At 40.2% G+C, this 18,488-nt stretch carries 18 protein-coding genes; 13 read left to right on the forward strand and 5 right to left on the reverse strand.

Annotated elements, in window-relative coordinates; genetic code table 11:
- Positions 1 to 221: 221 nt before the first annotated feature.
- The 4 genes from WAE59_RS09155 (at position 222) to WAE59_RS09170 (ending at position 4,897) form a co-directional block, all read left to right on the forward strand.
- Positions 222 to 413 carry a hypothetical protein gene (locus WAE59_RS09155; RefSeq protein WP_337855645.1) on the forward strand — a complete coding sequence of 64 codons (192 nt, stop codon included), beginning with the start codon at positions 222 to 224 and terminating at the stop codon, positions 411 to 413.
- Positions 403 to 2,745, forward strand: a complete 2,343-nt coding sequence (locus WAE59_RS09160) for a hypothetical protein (protein WP_337855646.1) — start codon at positions 403 to 405, stop codon at positions 2,743 to 2,745. The genes WAE59_RS09155 and WAE59_RS09160 overlap by 11 nt, the downstream gene beginning before the upstream one ends.
- A gap of 39 nt (positions 2,746 to 2,784) precedes the next feature.
- Positions 2,785 to 4,002: a toll/interleukin-1 receptor domain-containing protein gene (locus WAE59_RS09165; RefSeq protein ID WP_337855647.1), complete on the forward strand. Its 1,218-nt coding sequence runs from the start codon at positions 2,785 to 2,787 to the stop codon at positions 4,000 to 4,002.
- 91 nt (positions 4,003 to 4,093) lie between these two features.
- Entirely contained in the window at positions 4,094 to 4,897 is an 804-nt protein-coding gene (locus WAE59_RS09170; RefSeq protein WP_337855648.1) for a Shedu anti-phage system protein SduA domain-containing protein, read from the forward strand.
- 296 nt (positions 4,898 to 5,193) lie between these two features.
- Here WAE59_RS09170 and WAE59_RS09175 read toward each other — a convergent pair whose 3' ends face one another.
- Positions 5,194 to 6,027 (reverse strand): hypothetical protein, encoded by an 834-nt coding sequence (locus WAE59_RS09175; protein ID WP_337855649.1) that lies wholly within the window; start codon positions 6,025 to 6,027, stop codon positions 5,194 to 5,196.
- A 204-nt stretch (positions 6,028 to 6,231) separates the two neighbouring features.
- Between WAE59_RS09175 and WAE59_RS09180 the strand changes: the two genes are divergently transcribed.
- The 7 genes from WAE59_RS09180 (at position 6,232) to WAE59_RS09210 (ending at position 12,046) form a co-directional block, all read left to right on the forward strand.
- On the forward strand, positions 6,232 to 6,522 hold the full coding sequence (locus WAE59_RS09180; protein WP_337855650.1) for a hypothetical protein: 291 nt from the start codon (positions 6,232 to 6,234) through the stop codon (positions 6,520 to 6,522).
- Positions 6,509 to 6,967: a hypothetical protein gene (locus WAE59_RS09185; RefSeq protein ID WP_337855651.1), complete on the forward strand. Its 459-nt coding sequence runs from the start codon at positions 6,509 to 6,511 to the stop codon at positions 6,965 to 6,967. The genes WAE59_RS09180 and WAE59_RS09185 overlap by 14 nt, the downstream gene beginning before the upstream one ends.
- A gap of 253 nt (positions 6,968 to 7,220) precedes the next feature.
- Entirely contained in the window at positions 7,221 to 7,694 is a 474-nt protein-coding gene (locus WAE59_RS09190; protein WP_337855652.1) for a hypothetical protein, read from the forward strand.
- Between the two features lie 1,192 nt (positions 7,695 to 8,886).
- Positions 8,887 to 9,654, forward strand: a complete 768-nt coding sequence (locus WAE59_RS09195) for a hypothetical protein (protein WP_337855653.1) — start codon at positions 8,887 to 8,889, stop codon at positions 9,652 to 9,654.
- Between the two features lie 21 nt (positions 9,655 to 9,675).
- Positions 9,676 to 10,962, forward strand: a complete 1,287-nt coding sequence (locus WAE59_RS09200) for a hypothetical protein (protein ID WP_337855654.1) — start codon at positions 9,676 to 9,678, stop codon at positions 10,960 to 10,962.
- A gap of 90 nt (positions 10,963 to 11,052) precedes the next feature.
- On the forward strand, positions 11,053 to 11,553 hold the full coding sequence (locus WAE59_RS09205) for a GNAT family N-acetyltransferase (RefSeq protein ID WP_337855655.1): 501 nt from the start codon (positions 11,053 to 11,055) through the stop codon (positions 11,551 to 11,553).
- A gap of 10 nt (positions 11,554 to 11,563) precedes the next feature.
- Positions 11,564 to 12,046 (forward strand): MarR family winged helix-turn-helix transcriptional regulator, encoded by a 483-nt coding sequence (locus tag WAE59_RS09210; RefSeq protein WP_337855656.1) that lies wholly within the window; start codon positions 11,564 to 11,566, stop codon positions 12,044 to 12,046.
- A gap of 7 nt (positions 12,047 to 12,053) precedes the next feature.
- Here WAE59_RS09210 and WAE59_RS09215 read toward each other — a convergent pair whose 3' ends face one another.
- The 3 genes from WAE59_RS09215 to WAE59_RS09225 are packed head-to-tail and all read right to left on the reverse strand — an operon-like array spanning position 12,054 to position 15,984.
- Complete coding sequence (locus tag WAE59_RS09215; protein WP_337855657.1) at positions 12,054 to 14,186, reverse strand: xanthine dehydrogenase family protein molybdopterin-binding subunit; 2,133 nt, start codon at positions 14,184 to 14,186, stop codon at positions 12,054 to 12,056.
- 14 nt (positions 14,187 to 14,200) lie between these two features.
- Positions 14,201 to 15,184 (reverse strand): FAD binding domain-containing protein, encoded by a 984-nt coding sequence (locus WAE59_RS09220; protein WP_337855658.1) that lies wholly within the window; start codon positions 15,182 to 15,184, stop codon positions 14,201 to 14,203.
- Positions 15,185 to 15,201: 17 nt separating this feature from the next.
- The gene (locus tag WAE59_RS09225; protein ID WP_337855659.1) at positions 15,202 to 15,984 is read right to left on the reverse strand and encodes a 2Fe-2S iron-sulfur cluster-binding protein; all 783 of its coding nucleotides are present in this window, start codon (positions 15,982 to 15,984) and stop codon (positions 15,202 to 15,204) included.
- Positions 15,985 to 16,201: 217 nt separating this feature from the next.
- Here WAE59_RS09225 and bla point away from each other — a divergent pair, with 217 nt between their 5' ends.
- Both bla and WAE59_RS09235 read left to right on the forward strand, forming a co-directional pair.
- Positions 16,202 to 17,095, forward strand: a complete 894-nt coding sequence (gene bla / locus WAE59_RS09230; protein WP_337855660.1) for a class A beta-lactamase, subclass A2 — start codon at positions 16,202 to 16,204, stop codon at positions 17,093 to 17,095.
- A gap of 31 nt (positions 17,096 to 17,126) precedes the next feature.
- Complete coding sequence (locus WAE59_RS09235; RefSeq protein WP_337855661.1) at positions 17,127 to 17,672, forward strand: hypothetical protein; 546 nt, start codon at positions 17,127 to 17,129, stop codon at positions 17,670 to 17,672.
- A 1-nt stretch (position 17,673) separates the two neighbouring features.
- On the opposite strand, the gene WAE59_RS09240 is transcribed toward WAE59_RS09235, so the two are convergent.
- Complete coding sequence (locus tag WAE59_RS09240; protein ID WP_337855662.1) at positions 17,674 to 18,246, reverse strand: hypothetical protein; 573 nt, start codon at positions 18,244 to 18,246, stop codon at positions 17,674 to 17,676.
- Positions 18,247 to 18,488: the final 242 nt, after the last annotated feature.

Genomic DNA, 18,488 nt, shown 5'->3' on the forward strand with positions numbered 1-18,488 from the left:
TTATAAGCGATTACTATCCTAAGTCGTTAATAATCGCTATCTCACCCTTGCTTAAAATAATTTATGTGTTCACATCGATTAACATTATTACATAGGTCGTGGATTAGATTATATTTATATATTTTAGCAAGGAATCATATCCTTTTCTGGTTAAATAATTTTCCACATATTTGAGTGTGTGGATTACAATTGTTTAAATTTGATATAACGAATAAAATACCATGCAAATTGACGATCCAAATCATACTCTAGCTGTAAAAATTGTTACAAATCTCTGCGATAAGTTACTGATAGTTGATACAACTGCGAAGCAGATTGAAATGCTTCTCGAACAAGGGAAAATGACTGAAAGGTTTTGGATTGCTGCATTTGATAAGAAAATTACCGCTAGTATTCCTGCAAATGAAACTTAAAGCAATCGAGATCAATAAATTTCGTGGTGCCACACAGCCGCTTAATATAGAATTTAACCCCTCGAAGCCTATCTCTATGATCTTCGGGGAGAACGGTAATGGAAAATCAAGTATCGCCGATGCATTTATTGTTCTTTGTACAGATAGTCTTGGGTCTATACGCGACAAGTCCTCAATTGACAAGGAATTTATCAGGTCTCTTGGAAGCGATGCCAAGGATGTGTTAATAAAACTGTCCACTGACAAAGGCATTTTCAAAACTGAACTAAATCCTTCTGGGACTACATTTATAAAAACACCATCTGTAGGGCTTCCCACTTTAAGACATTTAAGAAGAAGCCACATTATCCATTTGATAGATGCAGAACCGGCTAAACGTTACGAAGTTCTGAAAGACTACATTGATGTCAGTGAAATTATGAAATGCGAGGATGAGCTTAGGAAAGCAAAAAAGTCAACCTCACAGTTGCTCACTCAACTAAAAAGTACAATCAGTTCAGCAACCGCCATACTCGATAAAACCTGGAAAGAGGAGAGCTGTCCTATGGGAAGTTGGGAGTCTTGGGCAAAAAGTGAGTCTGAAAAAGATATATCAAAGTTGCTGGAAAAGCAGGCCAAAATTAAACAGCTTTTACAAGATTGGATATCACTGATTTCTAAAAAAGATGAAGTCAAGAAAACGAATGTAATTTATTCACTTACCGTTAAAAGTGAAAATATATCAATTGAAAAGATTCGGGCGCTGAATAAGGCACACCCGCTAAGTGATTTCAGCATATTGAATGTACTTACTGAAGCCAATGCGTATATCACCAGTAAGCGAGATATTAAGGTATGTCCGGTTTGTGAGCAGGGTGTTAAAAAGGAGGAGTTACTTTCATCTCTTAAGGAGAAGATATCTCAAATGAATAGTTACCAGGCTGCTCAGCAGACCTATGAGGAGGCAAAAAAACAGAAAGATCGAACAGAAGCAATTCTAAAAGCGCAGGTCAATTCATTTATCGAAGATCTCAATGTTTTTATACCAGCTCTGAAAAAAATGTTAATAGCTGATGATCCCTTAACGACTGTTTTGGAGAAAATTGAAAAGTCAACTGTCAATAATGATAAATACAAGATGGTTAACACAAATCTTAGTGCAATTCAGCTGTTAATAAATGATTTAAAAATCGAGAGTGAGACGATTGAGAAGTCCAAGAACCAACATAATTTGATAAAACAACAATTCGATGCCCTGGTTAAATCCGTAAAGGAATTTGGAAAAGCTGAAAAGCTTGCCAAGGCGGCTGAATCTGCACTGACGATCGTAGAAACATCGAGGAAAGACTTTATAGATGCGGAACTGAACTCCATATCTAGCGACGTCGAACTGCTTTATCAAAAAATGCATCCCGGGGAGAGTCTTGGCGGAATCAAGATTTTTTTAAAGCCAAACGTTAGAAATTCACTTGAGCTTAATGCTGATTTTCATTCGGAATGTTCCATTACACCACAGTCTGTGTACAGCGAATCCCATCTTGATACTTTAGGTATTTGCATTTTTTTAGCCTTAGCCAGAAAATACAAAACAGATGAGACCATCCTTATACTTGATGATGTGGTAATGTCTGTTGATGAAACCCATCTGGATCGATTTATTAATCTGCTGCATGATCAGGTCAGTTTGTTTTCACACATTCTTATCACCACCCATTACCGGCCGTGGAAAGATAGGTATAGATTCAGCCGTGCGCCATCTCATCAGGTACATTTCATTGAACTAAGAAGCTGGCACATCAACACAGGCATAAAAACACAAAATGGCAAGATAGATCTGGAGGAACTGAAAAAAGCGTTAGATAGAGATGATTTCGACAGGCAAAGGATTTCAAATCTGGCAGGTACAGTGCTAGAAAATGTCTTGGATTTTATTTCTATAAAATATGCCTGCAAAGTTCCCAGAAAGCCTAAAAATGAATATGTGTTGCGGGAACTACTTGATTGCATTTCTTCCAAATTACAAAAGGTACTAAAAGTCCAGCATTTTAAAAAGGATCAGCTTGGCGTTTACGATTATTCCACTTTTGTAAAAGAACAGGAACTGAAGCCATTACTTGATTCTCTTAAACAACTTGCTGCAGTTCGTAATCAGGTCGGTTCTCACTATAATTTTGACGGATCGATGGTATCGGATAAGGACATTGAGGACTTCGGGAAATTGGTTTACGAATTTACGGAGAACCTGGTATGTCCTGAACTAGGCAACTTCCCTGAGCGGAACAAATCCGGATCCTATTTTGAAACATCATTAGGGTCAATCAGATTATTTCCGTTATCCGAACCAGTCAATTGATCTGATCAATTGGTTTTTAGTAAAAATTGAGTTTACAATATGAGTAAAATACACAAGAAAGTTATTGCATTTGATCCGGAAATCATCTATGGCTTACTTTTCAAGGAGCAATGGTTAGAGCTTCTGGATCTGATCTACAAACACCATAAGACAATTTGGTCGGATGTGCGTCTTCAGCAAGCAGCTCAACTGATCGAAATAGAATTTTTCAGAAAGATTAAGGATTATCCTGTAGAAGATGAAGTCATCATTGAGGTATTGGAAACATTCTACCAGCTGAACCACACCAAGCAATACATGTTGCAGGAAAATCATTATATGATGCTTATGGAGGAACTTGCCCTGCGAAGGCCAACTAACTACGGCAGTAGAAAGAATGCAAGCTCAAAAAGCAATAATTCCCAGCTTAGCGAAACCCTAAAAAGTTATTTTGTGCCTGGAAATGATCCGCTTCCGGAAAAATGGATCGAAATTTTCAATAGATTATTTGAGCTCATCAATATTCTCAAGGATCCGGACACCTATTATTCCGGCCCTCAATTTCTCAATGTTGTTCAGTTGTTTTCTCCTTACCATCCCGACTACGAGCAGTATATGATGGAAAGAAAACGGTTAGGGAAAAGTGAAACGCGAAAAACTTACTACAGGGAGATACTGGAGAATTTGCCAATTCGAGCAAGAATGGATACTATCAACAAAATTTTAGAGCGGGTCAAGCCCTTTGATATTATAAGGGTCAAGGAACTGGAAGTGTTGCTATATGGCCAGGAAAAGGCTGATTCAGCCGGTTCGCTCAAAACAAATGAAAATCCAACAGTGTTTGTTTCGTATACCTGGGATAATGAAGACCATAAAATGTGGGTGTTGAAGCTGGCCCGTAAACTGTGTAATGACGACATCAATGTGATCCTCGATCGTCACGTCCTTAGGCCGGGAAAAAGTGTGCCTCATTTTGCAGAACAATCAATTGCTAAGTCAGACAAAGTCCTTGTAATTTTTACGCCAACCTACAAGTTGAAAGCTGATAACCGATCTGGTGGCGCGGGTTATGAATACTCTATTCTCAACGCGGACCTTTACAAGAATCAGGTCGGCAATGACAAAATTATCCCATTGCTGAGAAGTGGCAATCAAGAGGTAAGTATACCCGATTTCATGCATCAATATATTCACTTAGATTTTCGGGATGATGGGGTTTTCGATAGCCGGTATGCAGATTTATTATGTGCTATCAAAAACCTGCCGATGCCTTTGTAGTTTATCCAAACTACTCCATTAGACAAAAAGTGTAAATGAAAAAGTTTACAGCTATTAACGATTTAGAACAGCTTTTCCATACCTCTAAAATATGCTTTACCAAAGAGACTACAGAATATTAACAGCAGAAGAACAGGCCTCTTATGACCAGGCCCAGGCGATGGCAAACAAAATTCCTGATTTCAGTACAGATGATCTGTTCGACTTTCATGAAATGATGCCAGCTGCTGGCTATTACTATGAATCGTTGTTTCCCAATAACTTTCTTTCCACAGAAGCACTGGAAGACGTTCCGTTGTATGAAGCAAAGCTGGCCGGATATGAAAAAGTGATCAGCGATCCCAAATCGAGAGAACGTGATGCATTGAATTATATTAAAAATGAGGAATCTTATTTTATCATCGCCTCCATGCTGAAAACTGGTTTCTGGTTCGGGCACCATGAAGCTTACTTGTTTAAGGAATTTGAATTACCACCGCATTTCAAGGCAGATTATGTCATCGTCGGTAAAAATTCCGGTGGTTACGAATTTGTCTTTGTGGAATTGGAAAGTATTTATGGTCAGATTACCAAAGGTGACGGAGACCTGGGTACGTGCTTCAGAGCCGGACTGGCTCAAATTGATGATTGGGATACCTATATTGAAGCTAATTTTTCTACAATAAACCTGGTTTTTGAAAAAGCGAAAATGCCAGGGGTCATTTTACGGGACGAGTTCCGAAAACTGGATAAAACTAGGATCCACTACGCAGTAGTAGCAGGCAGGCGTTCAGACTTTAACGACAAAACCCGGCGTATCCAGCGCCAGCATCGAGAACAAGGGAAAACTCATCTCTTCCATTACGATAATCTGATCGATTCGGCAAATAGCCTCATTAAAGAGGGAAATTATTAATGTAAGATAATCAACTGTAACTGGTCACTTAAAATTAATGTCTAAAGCACTTGAAATATCAATGGCAAGACATACTATTGCCAAAACCCCCACTGATTGGTCGGATCATATTCAAGATGCAAAGGCAAATCTTATTTGACCATATACGTTTGGTTACCTATATTAGCCCCCGAGAGCGTTAATTTAAAACGGGGAAGGGTCGCCAGATCAGTCCCCGTTTTTGTTTAGATAATGTCGAATTTTATATTCCTCAATATTTTATTTATTCCGTGCTGTAAGAGAGAGAGTACAATTTGTTAATCCCTAATTTTGAATAGTGTTTTGTGATATTTCTTTTCGGAATTTGTAACTAATAAGCTGCCGTCTGACTTCAATGACAAAATAAATTGTTCAATTTCCTTTGATCTTGAAATTCGCACGTAAGACTTTTTCTCCATTGGGTTGCTTATGACTTCATCAATTTTATATGGAACATCATTTATGATAATATCGGCGTCGCTTATTTTGAATTTGTAGGGGGTCGAGTTCACAATAAAGTTAGATTGAACGGCGGGTTCGATCCACTCTCCGTTTACTGAAAGTTGTCCCAAGTCCTTTATAATTTTTGATAAATCATCGATTGCTTTGACTTTACCTTGAGATTCTTTACTAACGTTTTCTTTGAGTAAGGATATTTCAGCGCGTAAGTTTACATTCTCAGTATTCAATGGTTCTTCATTTTCTATTAATTGTTTAAGTTGGCTAGATGTCTCTCTGGTCCGCTCCATCAATTTCATGTATTTCTTTACCGGCATCCAGTCATCTTTGGTAGCTTTTAGGATGTCATCATCATTTTTCGATGATATTCTGGCATTTTGAAGTTTTATAAATGAAACTAGGTACGGGAATGCAAAAGTATAGACCAAACTGGAGAGAGCAGGCCATACTATCATTTTGCATGTATTTTGTCTTTGATTGATAATGTCAAAAAATGATTTGTAGCCATCTCTTATTACTTCATCATGCGAATAGAATACTAGGGCCACGACGATCGGCCAGTTCCAAACACACCACGAAATAAAAAAAGAAAGCAATAAAGGATTAGATAGCCTATTTTTTAAATCTTTTAAAAATTCTTCGAAATTTTCCATTCAGAACGATAATATTTAACAATAATAAAAAAATAATTTGTGCAAAAGGATGTGTCGCTGATGTAGACGAATATATTGTTGAGCTGAAGCAAGTTTGGTCTGTGTGTCTGGGGATCGCGGGACGCACTCTATATTGGTAATGGGTTGCTATGGGGGTTGGTATATTCGATAGTTATACATAGATTCGAAATCAATATATTTAATATGAATTTAAGTGAACTAAAAAAAGCGGCAAAAGACTCTATTGAAATTTTATTTGGTAAAAACATCAGAGATTTTAGAGTTGAGCAGATTGAAAAAGCTAGCGACAATTTAGATTGGGAAATAAGTGTTTCGTTTTTAATGGACAATATCAATATTCCCCATGTAAAAAACATTATCGGTATGCCTGGACTATCAAGTATGTTGCCATATGATAGGGTGTATAAAACTCTATTGATTTCCGAAGAGGGAACTTTTAAAAATATGAAAATGTTCAAGGATGGTTCTCGTTGATACTAATGCATTAGTTGTAATTGTACTTGGGATGATGGATCCTTCCATTATAAACACGCATAAGACTACTTCAATTTATGAAATAGAGGATTATGAAACCATCATGAGTCTAATAGATTACGATTTAAATAAAATACTTGTTTTGCCAAGCACCTTGACGGAGCTTGATAATTTATTGAACAGCTTCAATGGCCGATATAGAGAACTTTATAATCTCACATTCAGAAAGATTTTGACTGAAACAACGGAAAAAACTCTTTCGTCACGAACAGTAGAAAACAGTTTTTATTTGCCATTACTTGGACTAACTGACTCCTTAATTTTACATTTGGCTCCCGAATTTGATGCTTTGATAACTTCTGACTCTTTGCTATCAGATTATGCGAACTCATTAGGAATAAACGTATTCGATATGGTCAAAGCTCGTAATGAACGTTTAGGTTAAATATGCAGGACGCTACTGCTGAGGATATATTTGGGTAGTGTGTACATTGTAGTATTTAACTTTACTTATATTATAAAGTAATTACAATAATATTTTTTTTTATACAAACCAAATGTATACATTAGCCGTTAATAAAGTGATCGCGAAGGAGGATATGCATTAGGTTATGCATATTTTTTTATACATCTAGTTTTGTTAAAAAAAAATTCCTACTTTTGCGGCCCCTTATGGAGACTGTAAATAACTAAATAAAATGACATCGGCTAACACACCAGTTAACTCTCAAAATTGGATAGATCGTATTAACGAGTCTGATGATTATATCAAAGATATGGTTGGTTATTTCAACGAAGGTTGGGACGCCAGAGGGGAGGACGACAAGCAAAAAATTCAAGATAGAATCAAAGCTAATTTAGTTCTCACTCTAACCTATGTAGATGAAGTTCTAAAAGAATTAATTAAAATAGGTTCTACTGCAAACGCCGTCTTTATTAAAATAGATTCATTTGTTTCTCAGACTGCACTTCTGACTATACCGATAGAAAAGTATCTTATGGATGAATTTGTAGAAATTTATACTGTAACTGATAAAATAGAGAGAGATAGTAGGTCTGAAAACTATAATGTTAGGATAAACTTTACATTTGATGATGGAAGTATCGATGAAACCATTTTAAAAGGTGATGGTTATCACAAAAGCCACACTCTAAAAAGGTCAGGAGAATAGTTAATGTCTAAAAAATTACACGCTCAGCATAATGAAAAGGTATGCGAAATTTTATCTAAGCTTGACGGTTGTAATGACTGGGTTGTAACAACGGCGTTTTATTCCGCCTTGCATTATGTACAGCATGAAATATTCCCTCATAATGATGGATACAGGGAATACCCAAACTTTGAAAGCTATTATAATGGACATCGATTTATAGGTAAGAAGCCTAATCGACATTTGGTTACAGTTGACCTAGTACGCGATAATCTACCGGAGTGCGGAAAAAGTTATAAATTTCTATACCAAACATGCATGACTGCCAGATATCATAATTACAAGATTCCTGAGAGCATATCTAATTCATCCTTAAAACACCTTGAAACGGTTAAAGAGTCTCTTGTAAAGTAAAATTAAGTGTTCATCGCCTGCTATGTTAATCTTGCTAATTTAATTATAAGTACAATCAAGACAAGTGATCAGAATAAAATACAAGTTGTAAGATTAATTCTAGAGGCAAGGTTTGAAAATGTAATTTTGTCGGAAGCATATCCCCCAAAGTACTCTTTACGGCTGAAATTTAAAACACTTTGAGCGATCAATAAAATCTAAAGGTTACTCTTATCACTATTTAGTTTCGCTATTCATTTTATATTTATTATCGCTACATCACTCGGTTTACCTAAATTAAGTTAAATACTAACGCTATCCTGCTGCTTCCTGATCACTCACCGGAGTCAGATTGGCAACTTGGTTTGAGGAGTTGGTTCAATACATCCTCAGTTGGTCGCGTTTAAGTAAAAGTGCCTTTATAGCTGTTTCAATGGGGTTCGTTGAAAATCCTTCCAACTTTCGGATATTGGAAAATTGTATCAGGATCGGCATATGATGCGAGGAGTCATCTTGCTCTTCTCATCGCACTACTAGAAATATATGATCTTCATCAACAGCGTCCATATGATAAGGGAAGGCCCCTTGCGTGGCCTAAAAGTACTATTTTATCTTGGAGCTGATCCTTTCAAAGAAATTTAAAAGAGGTATGAGTTGTTCGACTGTAGTCCCCCCATGTGCACTGAAAGCCTCGGAGAAATCTGGGGCTTTTTTGGTTATTAGGTGTAGTCCATGTCGATTGATCAGCTTACTTAATAGAAACTCAATAATAGGTGGAAATCTGGTTAATTTTATTACCTTAGTTGCTTAACGTAAACTCATGAAATATCAATTGCTCCTGATTATCTCGTTGTCTTCTGCACTCGCTTTCGGGCAAAATCCAGGAGAAACAACAACTAAAAGTACCACTACGATCATGAAGGGTAGTGAACTCAACAGGATCCTTGGTGACATGAAGGTGACTGATAAAAATTATTATGACGTTGAAGGCAATATCCTGGATCCTGCGGATGTGAAGGCCAGGCTCATGAGTTTCGATTATGAGCCTTCAATTAGAAAGCTGAAACAGTTTCCAGACTATAAACATGTAATATCTAAAGTGGATAAGAAGATTCAGGCAGAGATGGATTCGATTTATAGCTTTACATTACAGCCAACTAGTGCGAAACTAAAAACAGGAACCATCCTTGATACTAAACCCCTTTATAGTTATGTAGACAAGAAGCGCCTTGAAGGTAAAATCATCGCATTGATATTTTGGTCCGATGCATATTATGCTAAGACAGCAATAGATGTAAATGAAAAACTTAACAACGTGCTCAACGAGTATAAAATTCCCGGAAAAATTGAAATCCTCGCCATCACGCATCATCCCGCCGGAAGGGCAGCTCAGGCTTTACTTAGAAATCCCATCATAAATACACAGCACATCCTGGATGCCCAGGATTTGACGAAAGCATATGGAACTGAAAATGATCTTGTGATGTTACTTACCGATCCCAACCATAAAATTTTGTATGCTGTCAGAGGGTCAGCCGCAATGACGCCAAGACAATTTGATAAGTATCTTAAGCGAATGTTGAATTAAATGATGTATCCGCGCTCTATAATGAATAAACTCTTAATTTCCTTTTTGCTGGCACTGGTGTGGTCTAGTTCTGCAGCATACGCGCAAATCGTCTACGAACAAAACTATAGCGCTGCGTTAAAGAAATCCCAGGCGGTTAAAAAGCCAGTTTTCATCTTCCTGGTTCCAAAGGACAGTACCGGACTTACCAATAAAGGAGGATTGAATGAGACAGAAACAAGCCAGTTTTACAATACTAATTTTGTTAACCTAAAATTGACATCAGTTGAGCGGGACGCCATTCGGCTGGCATCCTTACATAATGTAAGGGTTTATCCTGGTTGCATCTTTATCAGTAGTGATGAAAAGCTGATCTGTAAAACGAACGGTGTAAAGGCAGGTGATAAATTTTTTATTGATCTCGGAAAAGAAGCACTGGACAGATTGGAAAGCAGAATTGCTTTGGTCAATTTCGACGAAAAGTACGCAAGTGGTGAGATCAGCAGAAAATTCCTGAAAGATTATATCAACCTGCGGATCAAAACTGGAACGACTAATAATGGGCAGTTGATCGAAAAATATATTACCTACCTCACCATCGCAGAATTTGATGAGCCTGGCGAGTTGTTATTTATCTTCAAAGCGGGTCCGCTCTTAACGGGAAATGCCTATAAACTGCTTTACCACAATGAAAAATTGGCAAACAGCATCTTGTTGTCACTCCCATTGTCGGAAGGCATCACTATAAATGAAAGAATAGGTAACAATACATTGTATGACGCAATCGCTACGAAGAATTTGTCTGCTGCCATGCGGTCTGCTTCTTTCGCAAGAAATACACACGCAAATAACTATAACGCAGGAGACAAGCTGTATACCTGGAATATGATGCAGTATTATAAAGGAGTTAAAGATACGGCTAACTTTTTCTCCACAGCAGGCCGTTATTACGACACATTCTACATGAAGATCGGCCTTGACTCGGTGAAAAATGCAAAGCGAAAGTCTGACAGTACCGGGAAATTCAATGAGACTGCACATACTGCAGATCGATTGAACAGTGCCGCAGGGCAGTTTTATGAATTTGGTGCCAAAAATGATGCGCAGCTTAGCAAAGCCATGCTTTGGAGCAAAAGAGCTATTGAGATAAATCCCGATCCAAAATATTATGATACATTGGCTCATATTTTATACAGGCTGGGATTCCATGATGAAGCTGTGCTGAACCAACAGAAAGCCCTTAAGCTTAGTAAACTTCAACTGGAATCAAAAGCTAAATTAGCAGGACTTACGCTGGAATTGAAGAAAATGAAAGAACGGAAATTGTAATCTTTTTTGAAGAGTTTCCAGCTCAATCCTTTTTATTTTTATTTATGTAGTCAACTACGTATATTTGAACATAAATAAAATTTGAATGCTATGAACACTATTAATTTGACCATTGCCCCCATATTCAATGACGATTGCAAATCGGTTATAGATTTGATATTACCCATTCAACAAATTGAGTTTAATGTCCCGATCACCATTGAAGGCCAACCCGATCTATTGGATATTGAAACCAATTACCACCGGGAGGGCGGCAATTTTTGGGCTGCGAAAATAGAGGGCGAACTGGTCGGCACCATTGCCCTGATGAATACCGGTCACCATGCGGCTGCCCTGCGAAAAATGTTCGTGAAAAAAGAGTTTAGGGGCAGGGAATATGGTATCGCACAACAACTGCTGGAAACGTTGATCGCCGACTGTCGTAAAAAAGACATCAGGGACATCTACCTTGGTACCGTAGATATGCTAAAAGCGGCACACCGTTTTTATGAGAAAAACAATTTTAACCCGATAGCAGTAGCAGACCTTCCTTCCTATTTTCCCAGGATGATGGCCGACAATAAATTTTATCACTTACATTTAAATGTTTAAACAAAATCCAATGAATGTAATTGATGAATCGGGTATACTGGCAATTTCCACCCGCCTGCAGCGCTTGAGCGAACAGATCAGGAAAGATGGTTTCCTGGTTTACAAGGCGAATGGGATTACCTTTGAGCCAAAATGGTTTCCTGTCATCTATACACTGCACCTCAAACCGGTGTTAAGCGTGGTTGAACTGGCTGCGGAAATTGGCTATACACACCCATCCACCATCACTTTGTTAAAGGAACTGGAAAAGGAAAAGCTGATCCGATCTAAAAAGGACAAACATGATGAGCGCAAACGCTTACTGCAATTGTCCGATAAGGGGAAAGAACTGGTTGAACAAATGCAGCCTGTCTGGGGGACCATCATCGCAGCGATTACCGAACTGACCGATACGCAAAACAACCTGATGAAAGCCATTAATGAAGTCGAGCAGCAATTACAGGAGAAAAGCTTTTTTGATCGGGCTAAGGCCATCATGAAGAAAGCCGATTAAGTTCTGATCAGGAAAGCAGTTTGTCGGGAGTAATTGGCAGCGCCCTGATTCTTTTGCCTGTTGCATTAAAAACTGCATTAGCAATCGCAGCTGCGACACCGACAATTCCAACCTCGCCAATGCCCTTAATGCCCATTTTATTGGGTACCAAATCTATTTCGTTAATGAACATGGCGTCCAGCTTTCCTACATCAAGGTTCGAGGGCACATGGTAATCCGCAAAAGACCTGGTAGCGAAACTTCCATAGCGTGGGTCAATAATTGATTCTTCGGTCAAAGCCATTCCTATGCCCCAAACATTTCCACCGATGATTTGTGACCGGGCAGTTTTAGGGTTTAAAATCTTTCCGGCACCCGTAACCGCCAAAAAGCGCGTCACTTTAACCATGCCTGTAATACTGTTGATCCTCACCTCCGCAAAATTCGCATTGAAGCTATGGCAGGAATACTTTTCAGCTTCAGCAGGGGCTTTGGAATCTGACCGGGTCTGAAAGGATGTTGTTTTTTCTGAAAGCATCAACTCGGCAGCTGTTGGGCGCACAAAAAATTGCTTGCCGGACTTTAAAAGCAGTTCGTCAGTAATCTTTGTGCAGGCATCATTCACTGCGTTTGCAAAACTGGAGGCGCCCACGGAACCTACCGATCCGGCAGCAGGAGGTAGGGAAGAATCGCCGATGGTTATGGTGATCTGCGCAACAGGGAGACCCAGGCCGTCAGCAGCCGTTTGTGCAAGAATGGTATTGGTGCCGGTTCCAAGATCTGAAGCTGCAATTTCTACGGTGGCGAAAACTTTCCCATTTTTAAGGCTGAGCTTGATGAGGGCAGAACTGTCGCGTTGCCTTGCCGGATAGGTTCCACAAGCCACGCCGTATCCAATGAGGTCATTCCCGATTTTATGGGTTCCAGGTTCAGCTTTTCGCTTGTCCCAGCCGAAGGCTTTGGCACCTTCCTTAAGGCATTGAACAGTTGTTCTGGAACTCCAGGGTTTGCCATTGGAAGGATCGGTTTTGGGCTCGTTTTTGATTCTCAGCTCAATCGGATCGATGCCAAGCTTGTGGGCAAGTTCATCCATTGCAGACTCCAAAGCAAAGCTTCCTGTTGACTTCCCGGGACCGCGGGTATAGGTCGGCAGGATCAGGTGCATTGGGACTGCACGATAAGAGATTAAAGCGTTTGGTACCTCATACATGATCTTCGAACAATCGCCGCAGGGTTCAATGTATTCGTCGTTAATTGCGGTATGCGTAACCGTTTCATGCACAAGGCTGCTGAGTTTGCCGTCTTTACTCGCACCAAGGATTATTTTTTGAATATTCCGCTGACGTAAGCCCACTGAATTGAACATTTGTTGCCGGGTCAGCGCAAGTTTTACAGGTCTGTTCACCATCTTAGCAGCAACTGCTGTGAGCACCAGATTAGCCCATTGCCCACCTTTGGATCCAAAACCTCCGCCTATATAGGGTGAGACGATCCTAACCTGCTCCGGCTTCAGGTTAAGTGTGGCCGCTGCGGAAGCCTGTGCGCCGTTTATAATTTGTGAGCCATTGTAAAGTGTGAGTAAATCAGCTTCCCATACGGCAATGGTGGAATGGGGTTCCAATGGGTGGTGGTGCTCTATAGGGGTTTCATACTGCGCTTCGATGCTTACCTCTGCTGTTCCTGCAGCGGATTTTCCATCACCTCTGACGAAATCCTGAAGTTCTTTCCCTTTAGGCATCTGGGGGTTTTGAGCTTCCCGTTCAAAATCAATTTTTTCATGCTTACTCTGCTCATACACCACTTTAACCAGATGAGCCGCATTTGTGGCTTGTTCAAAGGTTTCTGCGACAACCAGGCCGATGTGCTGACCATGAAAAGTAATTTCAGGCCCCTGCAACAAGGCACCGCCTCTCAGACCACCTTTTACATTTAACTTGGGGGCATTTTCATGGGTAATTACAGCCAAAACACCTGCTGCGTGTTTAGCAGCTTCACTATCTATCTTTATGATTTTTCCAGCGGCAATGGTGCTTTTAAAGAGCACGGCATAAGCCATGTTTTTTGCGGGGTAATCTGTTGCATACGTCGCCTTTCCCGTGATCTTCAGGATCCCATCTATCCGGTCGATTCCCTTGCCGATAGTTTTATTTTTTTCTTCCATAGTGCTTTGAAAAATTAACCTTTAAGTGCCATTTCGAGTGCATTTGCCAGGGTATGCTTTCCCATTTCCACTTTGAATTTGTTGTGGAAAAGCGGTTTTGCTGCATTCATTTCTTCCTCTGCAGCTTTTATGAAATTCAGCTGTGTTGCCGGTTTACCTTTTAAATACGCTTCGGCTTTTAGTGCCCTCCATGGTTTATGAGCCACGCCACCCATTGAAATATGGGCAGCCTGGATCATATTGCCATCAAGTTCAAGGCCAGCAGCTACCGAAACCAGGGCAAAAGCATAGGAATTGCGGTCCCTGACTTTAACATAGGCAGAATGTTGGGCAAAGTTGTTTTTTGGGATTTCAATTGAGGTAATCAGTTCGCCCTGCTTTAAACTGTTGTCCTTTTCAGGATATTCGCCAGGCAGGGTATGGAAATCGTCGAATTTTATGCGCCGTTCAGTTCCATTTGACTGAAGTACTGTTACAGAGGCATGCAATGCAGATAAGGCTATAGCCATGTCTGAAGGGTATACCGCCACACATTTTTCCGACCAGCCAAAAATGGCATGCATCCTGTTGAAACCTTCCATGGCAGCACAGCCGCTTCCAGGCGAGCGTTTGTTGCAGGGCATGGAAATGTCGTAGAAGTAGCTGCAGCGAGTTCTCTGTAATAAATTTCCTCCATTGGTTGCCATATTCCTGATCTGGGCCGAGGCTCCTGCAAGGATGGCCCGGCTCAGCATGGGGTATTCTTTTCTGATCAGGGGATGTTGAGCTGTTTCGGTGTTTTTAGCAAGCGCACCTAAGCTGACACCCATCGGGCTTTGCTTTATGGTTTTTAAATCCAGTCGCCCGATGTCCACGATTTCACTTGGGTTGGCTACATGCTCTTTCATCAAATCCAGAAGGTTGGTGCCGCCGCCGAGCAATGCGGCGCTGTTATTTTTTGCCAGCATTGCAATGGCCTCGGAAGGTTGCTGAGCAATTGAAAATTTAAATGGGTTCATGGCCTTTTGTTAAAAATTTAACCGGCATAAAGCCAGTTTTGTTCAATGCTTTTACCACTTTGGGCTTCCTTAATTGCGGCTACAATATTTGGGTAGGCACCACAACGGCAGATGTTTCCGGACATTCTTTCTGAAATTTCTTCATCAGTCAATTGCAGCTCAGTTTTAGCATCCCGAATGGCCGTCGTCACAAAACTCGCCTGGCCTTCCTTAGCTTCTTTCATTAATGCTACTGCTGAACAGATTTGTCCGGGTGTGCAAAAGCCGCATTGAAAACCATCGTGTTTCAAAAATGCAGTTTGCATCGGATTAAGTTCGTTACCCTTTGCAAGTCCCTCAATGGTGATCACAGATTTGCCTTCGCAGCTTGCTGCAAGGGTAAGGCAGGACAGTACCCGGTTTCCATCTACAATTACTGTACAGGCACCGCACTGACCATGGTCACAGCCTTTTTTAGAACCCGTGAGGCCTATCCGCTCACGCAGGGTATCCAATAAAGTCATCCTCGAATCCACAAGCACCTTTCTGTTGCTTGAATTTACCTTGAAGCTGACGTTAACGCCATTTTCAATGGCTTCTGGTAATAAATCCGGAATTTCTTCGATGTCTACTGCCCGCGCAAAAAGCTGTTCAGCTCCGGCGAGGTGACTGGCCAGAAGTCCGGCTGTTGCCAGACCCATGAGTTTTAAGAAATGCCGTCTGTTGAATCCCGAATGAAGTACCTCTTCCAATTCTTCCGGCATCAGGTCTCCGAACAGTTTTTGTTCTTCTGGTGTTAGTTGGGTTGTGTTTTTTTTCATATTGCTGATTGATGGTGGAACAGCTTGCAACCAATTGAAAATCTGGTTACTTGATGCATAACAATATCTCTTCCACATGGTTTCAATAAATCAAAAATGATACGAAATGTTTTTCAGCAACACTGATTGTGTTTTCTCCTGAGCAAATCTGAAAGCTTTTTTGTTTAACTTTAGCCTGATGGGCTGAATCGAAAGCCCAACTTGAGTTAAACCAGTGATGAAATCAATCTTATCCCTATTATTTGGCTGTTTCTTGTGGGTAATTCCCGCTATGGCGCAGCAACAAGAAATCCGTCAGCAGCTCCAAAGGATTACCGATGGTAAATCTGCCACCGTCGGAATTTCTTTAGCTGTAGTGGAAACGGGAGATACGGTCTCTCTAGATGGAAATCGGAGATTTCCAATGCAAAGCGTATATAAATTTCATCTTGCGCTTGCAGTGCTTGATCTCGTAGATAAAGGTAAGCTCAGGCTTCATCAAAAGCTATTTCTTAAAAAAGGAGATTTACTTCCGGATACGCATAGCCCGCTGAGGGACAAGTATCCCAATGGAAACGTGTCCATATCCATTGACGAATTGTTGCGTTATACTGCAGGGCAAAGTGATAACAATGGATGTGATATTTTATTCAGACTGGTTGGCGGACCAAAATATGTGAATCGGTATATTAAAAATCTTGGTATAAAGGAGGTAGCGATAGTTGCTACAGAAGAGGAAATGCATAAGGACCATAGGGTTCAGTTTAGAAATTACAGTACGCCTCAATCGGCCACGGCGTTACTCCTTAAATTTACAGAAGGAAAAGTGTTACAAGCTTCCTCTATGGAATACTTGAGGGACATCATGCAGAATTCCCCTTCTGGACCTAAGAAACTAAAAGGTCTATTGCCTTCCGGTACGGCGGTTGCGCATAAAACGGGGTATTCAGGCACTGATGACAGTGGACTTACCTATGCTACCAATGACATTGGTATCGTGACGCTGCCGAATGGAAATCATATGGTCATTTCGGTATTTGTGTCTATGTCCAGGGAAGAGGAAGCAGTGAATGACAGGATAATAGCAGAACTGGCTAAGGCAGCCTATGATCGGTTTTCCGAAGGCCGCTAGCCTTTGAATTGTTTTAATAACGCATTGATCAATGAAAAAAACAGCTACTTTAATTTTAATTGCAATCCTCACCATCCGCTCCATTTGGGGCCTGGTCACTTACATAAAAATGGACGGTTTTGCATTTTCATGGGTTCTGAACTTCCTATTGATGTTCTTCGTTGTTTTTTTTACCGGAACACTAAAAAGCCCGCTTAGTGCTGCTTACTTTGATAAAAAGGCTTGGGAAAACCGGGGTAAAATCTACGAAAATTTTGGAATCAATATTTTTAGAAAATTATTGGTTTTGATCGGTTGGGAAAAAGTGATCAGGAAATCTTACCCATTTGATAAATCCACCAAGGCCCTGACCAGTTTGAGTTATCAAACGAAAAAATCCGAACTGGATCACCTCATTATCTTAGTGATCGTATTCGGATTTAATGTTTTCGTGGCATTCAAATTCGGACTTGCCAAATCTTTGTGGTTACTCCTGTTGAATGTCTTGCTGAACCTTTACCCGATTTTTCTTCAGCGATACAACCGTCCGCGAATAGAAAGAGCTATTCAGCTGAGCAAACGCAATTTAGGCATCTAGGTTATTTCAGGTTCACCTTCAATTGATCGGCCTTTGCAATGATCGCTTTACTCAGTACTTTGCTATTGAGTGCCTCACTTTCGGCATCGTAACGGAGGTACTTCCAGGTACCTTTTGTGTAGGCGTCTTTAATGGCCAATAAATAATCCCTCCCTTTGATACTGATGGTTTTATCGTTTACTTTGGCCACCACTTTGCCTTGCATTGGTGTTTTTAACATGATGTCCATCATAGCAGGCTGAGAAAATTCTATCCGCATGCTTTGGTCATATGCGCCAAGGCAGATTTGTGCAGCTCCGACTTTTTCTATTTTACTCATTTTTAAATTGAGCGGCACAGGCTCATAAATGGATTTCATACCCATGCCCCCCATAGTAGCGCTGGCCATTGCTTGCATCTGAGCTTTCGGCATTACTTCAAACAATCTTGGGTAGGTCATGTCCAGTACTTCAGAGATCTTGTTCTGACTGGTCTTTTGTACAATGCTCTGGAAATCCTTTTGGATGGTGGTTTGATCCTGCGCAAACGCAGACTGTGTGGCAAATGCCAGCAATAGGAATAAATATCTTTTCATGGTATTTACTGAAGAGATAAATATGATGCCAGAATTTTTTAATTTTTTTTCGATGTTTTTTTAGCGTATCAAAGACCAAAATCCCATAGTTGCTAATGCAGTCATAATCAACTAAAAGCTTCTTAACCGCTTGCGATTGAAGCGTATTGTTTTTGTGTATATCTTATTGTTTTACAGAATGTTATGTGTTTTTTAACTTGTTGGTGTGCTAAAATTCAAATAGTTTTACCACAGTATTTATC

This window comes from Pedobacter sp. GR22-6, from assembly GCF_037402555.1.
GTDB lineage: Bacteria > Bacteroidota > Bacteroidia > Sphingobacteriales > Sphingobacteriaceae > Pedobacter.

What these genes read in the sequence shown, in the direction of transcription:
- WAE59_RS09155 (WP_337855645.1), top strand. Translation starts at nt 222, where the DNA reads ATGCAAATTGACGATCCAAATCATACTCTAGCTGTAAAAATTGTTACA.
- WAE59_RS09160 (WP_337855646.1), top strand. Translation starts at nt 403, where the DNA reads ATGAAACTTAAAGCAATCGAGATCAATAAATTTCGTGGTGCCACACAG.
- WAE59_RS09165 (WP_337855647.1), top strand. Translation starts at nt 2,785, where the DNA reads ATGAGTAAAATACACAAGAAAGTTATTGCATTTGATCCGGAAATCATC.
- WAE59_RS09170 (WP_337855648.1), top strand. Translation starts at nt 4,094, where the DNA reads ATGCTTTACCAAAGAGACTACAGAATATTAACAGCAGAAGAACAGGCC.
- WAE59_RS09175 (WP_337855649.1), bottom strand. Translation starts at nt 6,027, where the DNA reads ATGGAAAATTTCGAAGAATTTTTAAAAGATTTAAAAAATAGGCTATCT.
- WAE59_RS09180 (WP_337855650.1), top strand. Translation starts at nt 6,232, where the DNA reads ATGAATTTAAGTGAACTAAAAAAAGCGGCAAAAGACTCTATTGAAATT.
- WAE59_RS09185 (WP_337855651.1), top strand. Translation starts at nt 6,509, where the DNA reads ATGGTTCTCGTTGATACTAATGCATTAGTTGTAATTGTACTTGGGATG.
- WAE59_RS09190 (WP_337855652.1), top strand. Translation starts at nt 7,221, where the DNA reads ATGACATCGGCTAACACACCAGTTAACTCTCAAAATTGGATAGATCGT.
- WAE59_RS09195 (WP_337855653.1), top strand. Translation starts at nt 8,887, where the DNA reads ATGAAATATCAATTGCTCCTGATTATCTCGTTGTCTTCTGCACTCGCT.
- WAE59_RS09200 (WP_337855654.1), top strand. Translation starts at nt 9,676, where the DNA reads ATGAATAAACTCTTAATTTCCTTTTTGCTGGCACTGGTGTGGTCTAGT.
- WAE59_RS09205 (WP_337855655.1), top strand. Translation starts at nt 11,053, where the DNA reads ATGAACACTATTAATTTGACCATTGCCCCCATATTCAATGACGATTGC.
- WAE59_RS09210 (WP_337855656.1), top strand. Translation starts at nt 11,564, where the DNA reads ATGAATGTAATTGATGAATCGGGTATACTGGCAATTTCCACCCGCCTG.
- WAE59_RS09215 (WP_337855657.1), bottom strand. Translation starts at nt 14,186, where the DNA reads ATGGAAGAAAAAAATAAAACTATCGGCAAGGGAATCGACCGGATAGAT.
- WAE59_RS09220 (WP_337855658.1), bottom strand. Translation starts at nt 15,184, where the DNA reads ATGAACCCATTTAAATTTTCAATTGCTCAGCAACCTTCCGAGGCCATT.
- WAE59_RS09225 (WP_337855659.1), bottom strand. Translation starts at nt 15,984, where the DNA reads ATGAAAAAAAACACAACCCAACTAACACCAGAAGAACAAAAACTGTTC.
- bla (WP_337855660.1), top strand. Translation starts at nt 16,202, where the DNA reads ATGAAATCAATCTTATCCCTATTATTTGGCTGTTTCTTGTGGGTAATT.
- WAE59_RS09235 (WP_337855661.1), top strand. Translation starts at nt 17,127, where the DNA reads ATGAAAAAAACAGCTACTTTAATTTTAATTGCAATCCTCACCATCCGC.
- WAE59_RS09240 (WP_337855662.1), bottom strand. Translation starts at nt 18,246, where the DNA reads ATGAAAAGATATTTATTCCTATTGCTGGCATTTGCCACACAGTCTGCG.